This is a genomic window from Klebsiella sp. MS 92-3 (assembly GCF_000195655.1).
Taxonomy (GTDB): Bacteria; Pseudomonadota; Gammaproteobacteria; order Enterobacterales; family Enterobacteriaceae; genus Klebsiella; species Klebsiella pneumoniae.
The window spans coordinates 41,547-47,738 of the sequence record NZ_GL882825.1 but is presented as its reverse complement, the minus strand read 5'-3'; the positions used below and the strand labels follow the sequence as shown (position 1 = coordinate 47,738).

Genomic DNA, 6,192 nt, shown 5'->3' with positions numbered 1-6,192 from the left:
GGCGCGATTAATTGACTGTGAACTCATCGGTACCGAGGTGAGCGTAGTCCACCTTCTGCAGCTGGAAGTTGGTGATGTACACCGGACCGGCCTTTTGCTCAGAGATAAACCGATAGCGTGGGGTGATTTCCGCCGCCTGGATCCCGGTCCACTGGGAGAAGAAACTGAGGAAATCATTCGCCGAACGCTGCGCCTTAATCACTTTATGCGCTTTGTCATCGCTGGATAGCACCATAAACGGCACCTGGAAGTTCTGCTGGAACTTATCATCATGCGCCAGATACTGCACCTCTTTGCCCCGCTCCTTGAACGCCAGACCATGATCGGAAAAATAGGTCAGGGAAAAAGTGTCACCGGAATTTTGCAACTGATGATAAAGCTTAGCCAGCAGCGAATCGGTCTGCGTCATGCTGTAGAGGTAGCATGAGGTCTCTTTCGACTGAACGAAAACCGTGTATTTGCCCTTGGTCCGATCGCAGGCCTGTGGGTGAGAGCCCATCAGGTGCAGGACAATCAGCTGCGGCTGGGTACGCTGGGTTGAGAGCACCTGCTCGGTCAGCTTCAGCAACTGCTCGTCCTGGGTGTTTTTATTGGCTTCGAAATCGCCGTTTTTCAGGAACTGTACTTCATCCGCCCGTTTGGCGATGCTGGCGATAGCGGTGTCGTACTCGCCAATTTGCCCCTGGTTGGAGAACCACCAGGTCTGGAAACCGGCGCGGTTGGCGAGGGTGACAAAGTTATCCTGATACTGTGGTTTGCCATCGACCACCCGGTTAAGCGTCAGGCCGAGCGATTTCTGCGTTGAGCCGCTGGCGGCGATGTAATTGTTAAACAGATAACCGTTTACCGAGCTGGCAAACGGCGTGTTGTCCCAATGGCCACCGAAAGCGCCGAGGGCATCGCGGCGCGCGCTTTCACCGATCACCACCACATAGAGATGGTATTTTGGCTTTACCGCCAGCACGTGCCAGCTGTCTTTCATGCCAGCCAGCTGCGCCATCCGCGCCTGTTCGTCCAGCACCTCGTTGTTATTCACCACCACGTCTTTGACAAAACGAAAGGCCGGATAACCGGTGTCAATCACCTTGAATACACCGCCCCAGGCAAGGTTTTGCACCGGCTGGAGAAAGAAGATCCCGATGCTGAACAACAGGCCCAGCGTATCCATTTTTCCCCAGCGTGATGGCTCAACGATCCTACGACGAACCGCAATGACCCCGAGAGCGAAGATGAAGACCGCCAGCAGATAGTTGTACCACGGGAAGATGGTCAGGATTTCCGTAGACTCTTCCACGTTGGTGGCGTGCAGCGCCAGCAGAGTGTTGAAGTTGGGGGCACCGTAGGCCTGGCCAAAGGGATAGTACAGAGCCGCCAGCAGGGAATAGGCGCCGACCACCGCTTTCTGGACGCGCGGAAAGGCGCGCCAGAGCAGATGTAACACGCAGGTAAATGCCACGGTATAAAGCAGGCTAAATTCATAGCCCAGCGCCAGGTTAATTAACAGCGACTGTAAAAAGTAGAATCCCGTCCATGGGTTCAGTGCCAGTCGGCGGGCGACCAGCGTATCTTTCAGGGTGGTGACATTCATAGTAAACAATCAAAAAGAGGCCATGCGCATCCCCTGGCGTCAAGGGGTAAAACCTGCTGGACAGTGCGTGAAGAGGGTCTCTGCGAGCCGCGAATGTGGCAGGGCTGTGCAAAGATAGGGCTTGTAAATGGTAAGGTCAACCAGACATAACAGATTGTTTTGCGAGGGCGCTTACAAAACTTGAAAAAAGGTCAGGGAAACGGGGGGAACCGGTCATTTTACCGGCAGAAAATGACAGAAAAATGAAGCGGCGTACCGCGACGCCGCCTTAGGAATTGGGTTTGCCCTGCTGCGGTTTACCGTTGATCATCTCGCACAGCATACCGATCAGCATTAATCGTACTTTAAAGGGGGAATGGCTAAACACGTTTATGCACCTCTTGAATTCATTCATCTGCTCTCCTCCTGCCAGTTCGCTCCGTCATTCCCTGATGGATGTTTGCATTATATACAGATATAGCACAGGCTATATGTTATAGCTATGGCTAAAACGTTAATTTTTTGTGCTCTTGGCGCAATCCATTACAATGTGGATCTTTTTATACGATGCTTGACGCGTCACACGAATGAGGAAGCACAATGAACCGTCGCGCAGGTAAGCCAATAACAAAAAAAGTGACGCAGTTAGTGAATGTTGAAGAGCACGTGGAAGGGTTTCGCCAGGTGCGGGAAGCGCATCGCCGCGAGCTGATCGATGACTATGTGGAGCTGATCTCCGATCTGATCAACGAAGTGGGCGAGGCGCGCCAGGTGGATATGGCCGCGCGTCTTGGCGTTTCGCAACCTACGGTCGCTAAAATGCTCAAACGCCTGGCCAGCGTCGGTCTTATTGAACAGATCCCCTGGCGCGGGATCTTCTTAACCCCGGAAGGTGAGAAGCTAGCCCAGGAGAGCCGCGAGCGCCATCAAATCGTGGAGAACTTCCTGCTGGCGATCGGCGTCAGCGCGGAGATTGCCCGACGTGATGCGGAAGGGATGGAGCATCACGTGAGCGAAGAGACGCTGGCGATGTTCCTGAAATTTACCCAAACACAGGGATCTCAGGAAGCATGACTCTTCCCTTCGTCCAGTCGCTGCTGCGCGATCGTTTTCTCCATTTGCTGCTGATTATCGCCTGCGTGCTCAGCGCCATCGTGCCGTTTGTCCCGGCAAGCTGGCCGGCGGCCATTGACTGGCATACCATCGTGACGCTTAGCGGCCTGATGTTGTTGACTAAGGGGATCGAACTGAGCGGCTATTTTGACGTGCTGGGCCGAAAAATGGCCCGCCGCTTTGTGACTGAGCGCCAGCTGGCCATCTTTATGGTGCTGGCGGCGGCGCTGTTGTCTACCTTTCTCACCAACGACGTTGCGCTGTTTATTGTGGTGCCGTTGACGCTGACGCTAAAAAAATGGTGCGCCATCCCGGTGAACCGGCTGATTATTTTCGAAGCGTTGGCGGTGAACGCCGGTTCGCTGCTGACGCCGATCGGCAACCCGCAGAATATTTTGCTGTGGGGACGATCCGGCCTCTCTTTCTTCGGGTTTATCGGTCAGATGCTGCCTCTGGCAGCGGCGATGATGCTGACCCTGCTGGCGCTGTGCTGGTTCTGTTTTCCGGCGAAGCGGCTAAGTTACCAGAGCAGCGACAGGGCGCCGTCATGGCAACCTAAGCTCGTCTGGAGCTGTCTGGGACTGTATGTGGTGTTTCTGACGGCGCTGGAGATGAATCAGGCCCTGTGGGGGCTGGCGCTGGTGCTGCTGGGCTTCCTGGTGCTGGCCCGGGCGGTGATCGTCCATGTCGACTGGTCGCTGTTGCTGGTGTTTATGGTGATGTTTATTGACGTCCATCTGCTGACCCAGCTTCCGGCGCTGCACCAGGTGCTGAGCGGGGTGGGGACCCTCTCCGGCGGTGGACTGTGGCTGACCGCTATTGGCCTGTCGCAGGTGATCAGTAATGTGCCCTCGACTATTCTGTTGCTCAACTATGTCCCGCCGTCGATACTGCTCGCCTGGGCGGTTAACGTGGGCGGCTTTGGCCTGCTGCCGGGCTCGCTGGCCAATATTATCGCCCTGCGTATGGCCAGCGATCGGCGCATCTGGTGGCGCTTCCATCTCTACTCCATTCCAATGCTGCTATGGGCGGCACTCAGCGGCTACTGGCTCTTCAAACTCAGCGCCTGATCTCAACAGAATCGCGCCATCATTCACATCGATCGCCAGGATCGCCTTTCGGGGCGATCTTTTTTTGTCCGGCTCACAGAAACCGATCCCGGCCTTTGCTTACCTTTTCACTTTCCGGTATATGACTAGTCATTATGTTTAAATGACTAGTCATATACCGAGGCGCAGCATGAAGAACAGACTACCGGCAGATTTTTTATGGGGAAACTCCGTCTCCAGCATGCAGACGGAGGGGGCGTGGAACGAGGGTGGCAAGGGGATGTCGGTGTATGATATCCGTCAACCGGCGGAGTTCGCCTCCGACTGGAAGGTAGCGACCGACTCTTATCATCGTTATCGGGAAGATTTCGATTTGATGCAGGATCTGGGCATGAACTGCTACCGTTTTCAGATCGCCTGGAGCCGGGTGTGCCCTGACGGAGATGGCGAATTCAATGAACAGGGGATCGCCTTCTACCATCAATTTATAGATGAACTGATCGCCCGCGGCATTGAGCCGATGATCTGCCTGTACCACTTCGATATGCCGCTGTCGTTGGCGGAGCGCTACAACGGTTTTACCGACCGCCGGGTGATGGACGCTTTTATCCGCTACGGCCAGAAGATGATCGCCTGCTATGGCGACAAGGTGAAATACTGGCTCACCTTTAATGAGCAGAATCTGTACCATTCGCCGGAAGCGTTTCTGATTTCCGGCTATCTGCAGGGGGAGAAGACCCTGCGCGAACTGTATCTGATCCAGCATCATGTCATGATGGCGCACGTCCATCTGACTCACTATCTGCACCAGACGAAGCCGCAGTGTCAGATGGGCGGAATGCTGGCTCACGCTCTGGTCTATACGGCTACCTGCAAACCACGCGATATCCTCTGCGCCCAGCAGCTGGATGAGTTCTTAAACCAGAACCTGCTGCGCGCCTACGCGGGTGAGGGTTATAGTCCGGAGGTGATGCATTTTGTCGCCGCGGAAGGGTTCGATGATATCTATCGTCCGGAGGATCTCGCCCTGATGGCGACGGTGAAGGTCGATTATCTGGCGTTCAGCTATTACGCCAGCCGCACATTGAACAGCGACGCGATCCCGCCGGGAACGGCGGTCAACAACTATATGCTGTTTGGCAACCAGGATAACCCGTTCCTGAAAGCGACGGAATGGAACTGGCAGATTGATCCGCTGGGCTTCCGGACGATCATCACTCGTTACTATAACGACTGGCGCCTGCCGGTGTTCCCGATTGAAAACGGCATCGGGGTGATTGAGTCCTGGGACGGCGAACATCCCATTGCCGACGATTACCGCATCGCTTACCATCGCGACCATATCAACGCCATGAAAGCGGCCATCTTTGAGGATGGGGCGCAGGTGATCGGCTATCTCGGCTGGGGATTAATCGATATCCTGAGCTCACAGGGCGATATGCGTAAGCGCTACGGCGTGGTGTACGTCAATCGCGAAAACCATGACCTCAAGGACCTGCGGCGGGTGCCGAAGAAGAGCTATGCATGGCTGAAGCAGGTGTTCCGCAGCAACGGCGAAGCGATGTAACGCTGCCCTGGCGGTCAGATGGTGTATCCAGCCCGCCAGCCACTCACTGAATGGATAAGGACCGGGAAATGACGGCGAAGTATCTGCAAATCGCGCGGGAAATAAAAAAACGCATCATCAGCCAGCAGTATCCGGCTAGCGCGCCGCTACCCGACCAGTTTGCGCTGGCGGCGGAGTTCAGCACCAGCCGGATGACCATCCAGCAGGCGATGCGCCAGTTAATCGTCGAAGGGCTGATCTATACCCGAAAAGGGCAGGGCACCTTTGTGCGGAAAAATTTCCTTCAGCTGTCGCAGTGGGAGCTGCCCGGCAGCGACTATTTCGGCGCCACCAAAACCTGGGAGCATCTTGGCGAGGTGCAAAGCGAAGTGGTGCGTTTTGCGGTGCGCTTTCCCAGCGACAAGGAGCAAAGTTCGCTGCTTATCGACGCCGATGCCCCGGTGTATGACTTTGTTCGCCTGCGGCTGCTCAACGGCGAGCCGGTATCGCTGGATCTGACGGTCATGCCGGTGGGGCTGGTGCCGGGGTTAACCAAAAGCCATCTGGAAGGTTCCGTGTTTCGCTATGTGCAGGAGACGCTGGGGCTGAAGCTGATGGGATCTTACCGCGTGGTGCGGGCGATGAAGCCCGGGGAACTGGATAAACAGCATCTTCACTGCGAACCGACCGATCCGGTGCTGGAGGTGGAGCAGGTTATCTATCTGGAGGATGGCACGCCGCTGGAGTACGCCCACTGCCATTATCGCTACGATCACGGCGGGATTATTCTGGTGAATAACGGCTAGGCCGGGGCTCCTGCTGGCGGCTGCGCATAGCGGGGTTACGGCGTGGTAGGGTTTGGTAGCCCGGGCGAGCGTTAGCCGCCTCGAGGGAAAATGCCGATAAAAAAAAAAAAC

General features: G+C 55.7%; 6 protein-coding genes. 4 read left to right on the top strand and 2 right to left on the bottom strand.

The features are described from left to right. Positions 1-7: 7 nt before the first annotated feature. Both HMPREF9538_RS09690 and mntS read right to left on the bottom strand, forming a co-directional pair. Positions 8-1,588 carry a phosphoethanolamine transferase gene (locus HMPREF9538_RS09690; protein ID WP_002895847.1) on the bottom strand — a complete coding sequence of 527 codons (1,581 nt, stop codon included), beginning with the start codon at positions 1,586-1,588 and terminating at the stop codon, positions 8-10. Between the two features lie 268 nt (positions 1,589-1,856). Further along, positions 1,857-1,982, bottom strand: a complete 126-nt coding sequence (mntS, locus tag HMPREF9538_RS09695; RefSeq protein ID WP_002895851.1) for a manganase accumulation protein MntS — start codon at positions 1,980-1,982, stop codon at positions 1,857-1,859. A gap of 185 nt (positions 1,983-2,167) precedes the next feature. Between mntS and mntR the strand changes: the two genes are divergently transcribed. From mntR to HMPREF9538_RS09715, 4 genes are all read left to right on the top strand, one after another. Then, the gene (gene mntR / locus HMPREF9538_RS09700) at positions 2,168-2,641 is read left to right on the top strand and encodes a manganese-binding transcriptional regulator MntR (protein WP_004183487.1); all 474 of its coding nucleotides are present in this window, start codon (positions 2,168-2,170) and stop codon (positions 2,639-2,641) included. After that, positions 2,638-3,750: an anion transporter gene (locus HMPREF9538_RS09705; RefSeq protein WP_002895863.1), complete on the top strand. Its 1,113-nt coding sequence runs from the start codon at positions 2,638-2,640 to the stop codon at positions 3,748-3,750. The genes mntR and HMPREF9538_RS09705 overlap by 4 nt, the downstream gene beginning before the upstream one ends. Before the next feature lie 169 nt (positions 3,751-3,919). Then, complete coding sequence (locus HMPREF9538_RS09710; protein WP_009485562.1) at positions 3,920-5,296, top strand: glycoside hydrolase family 1 protein; 1,377 nt, start codon at positions 3,920-3,922, stop codon at positions 5,294-5,296. Positions 5,297-5,364: 68 nt separating this feature from the next. Then, the gene (locus HMPREF9538_RS09715; protein WP_004151705.1) at positions 5,365-6,081 is read left to right on the top strand and encodes a GntR family transcriptional regulator; all 717 of its coding nucleotides are present in this window, start codon (positions 5,365-5,367) and stop codon (positions 6,079-6,081) included. Positions 6,082-6,192: the final 111 nt, after the last annotated feature.

Coding starts and splice junctions, on each gene's coding strand:
- HMPREF9538_RS09690 (WP_002895847.1), bottom strand. CDS start 1,588: ATGAATGTCACCACCCTGAAAGATACGCTGGTCGCCCGCCGACTGGCA.
- mntS (WP_002895851.1), bottom strand. CDS start 1,982: ATGAATGAATTCAAGAGGTGCATAAACGTGTTTAGCCATTCCCCCTTT.
- mntR (WP_004183487.1), top strand. CDS start 2,168: ATGAACCGTCGCGCAGGTAAGCCAATAACAAAAAAAGTGACGCAGTTA.
- HMPREF9538_RS09705 (WP_002895863.1), top strand. CDS start 2,638: ATGACTCTTCCCTTCGTCCAGTCGCTGCTGCGCGATCGTTTTCTCCAT.
- HMPREF9538_RS09710 (WP_009485562.1), top strand. CDS start 3,920: ATGAAGAACAGACTACCGGCAGATTTTTTATGGGGAAACTCCGTCTCC.
- HMPREF9538_RS09715 (WP_004151705.1), top strand. CDS start 5,365: ATGACGGCGAAGTATCTGCAAATCGCGCGGGAAATAAAAAAACGCATC.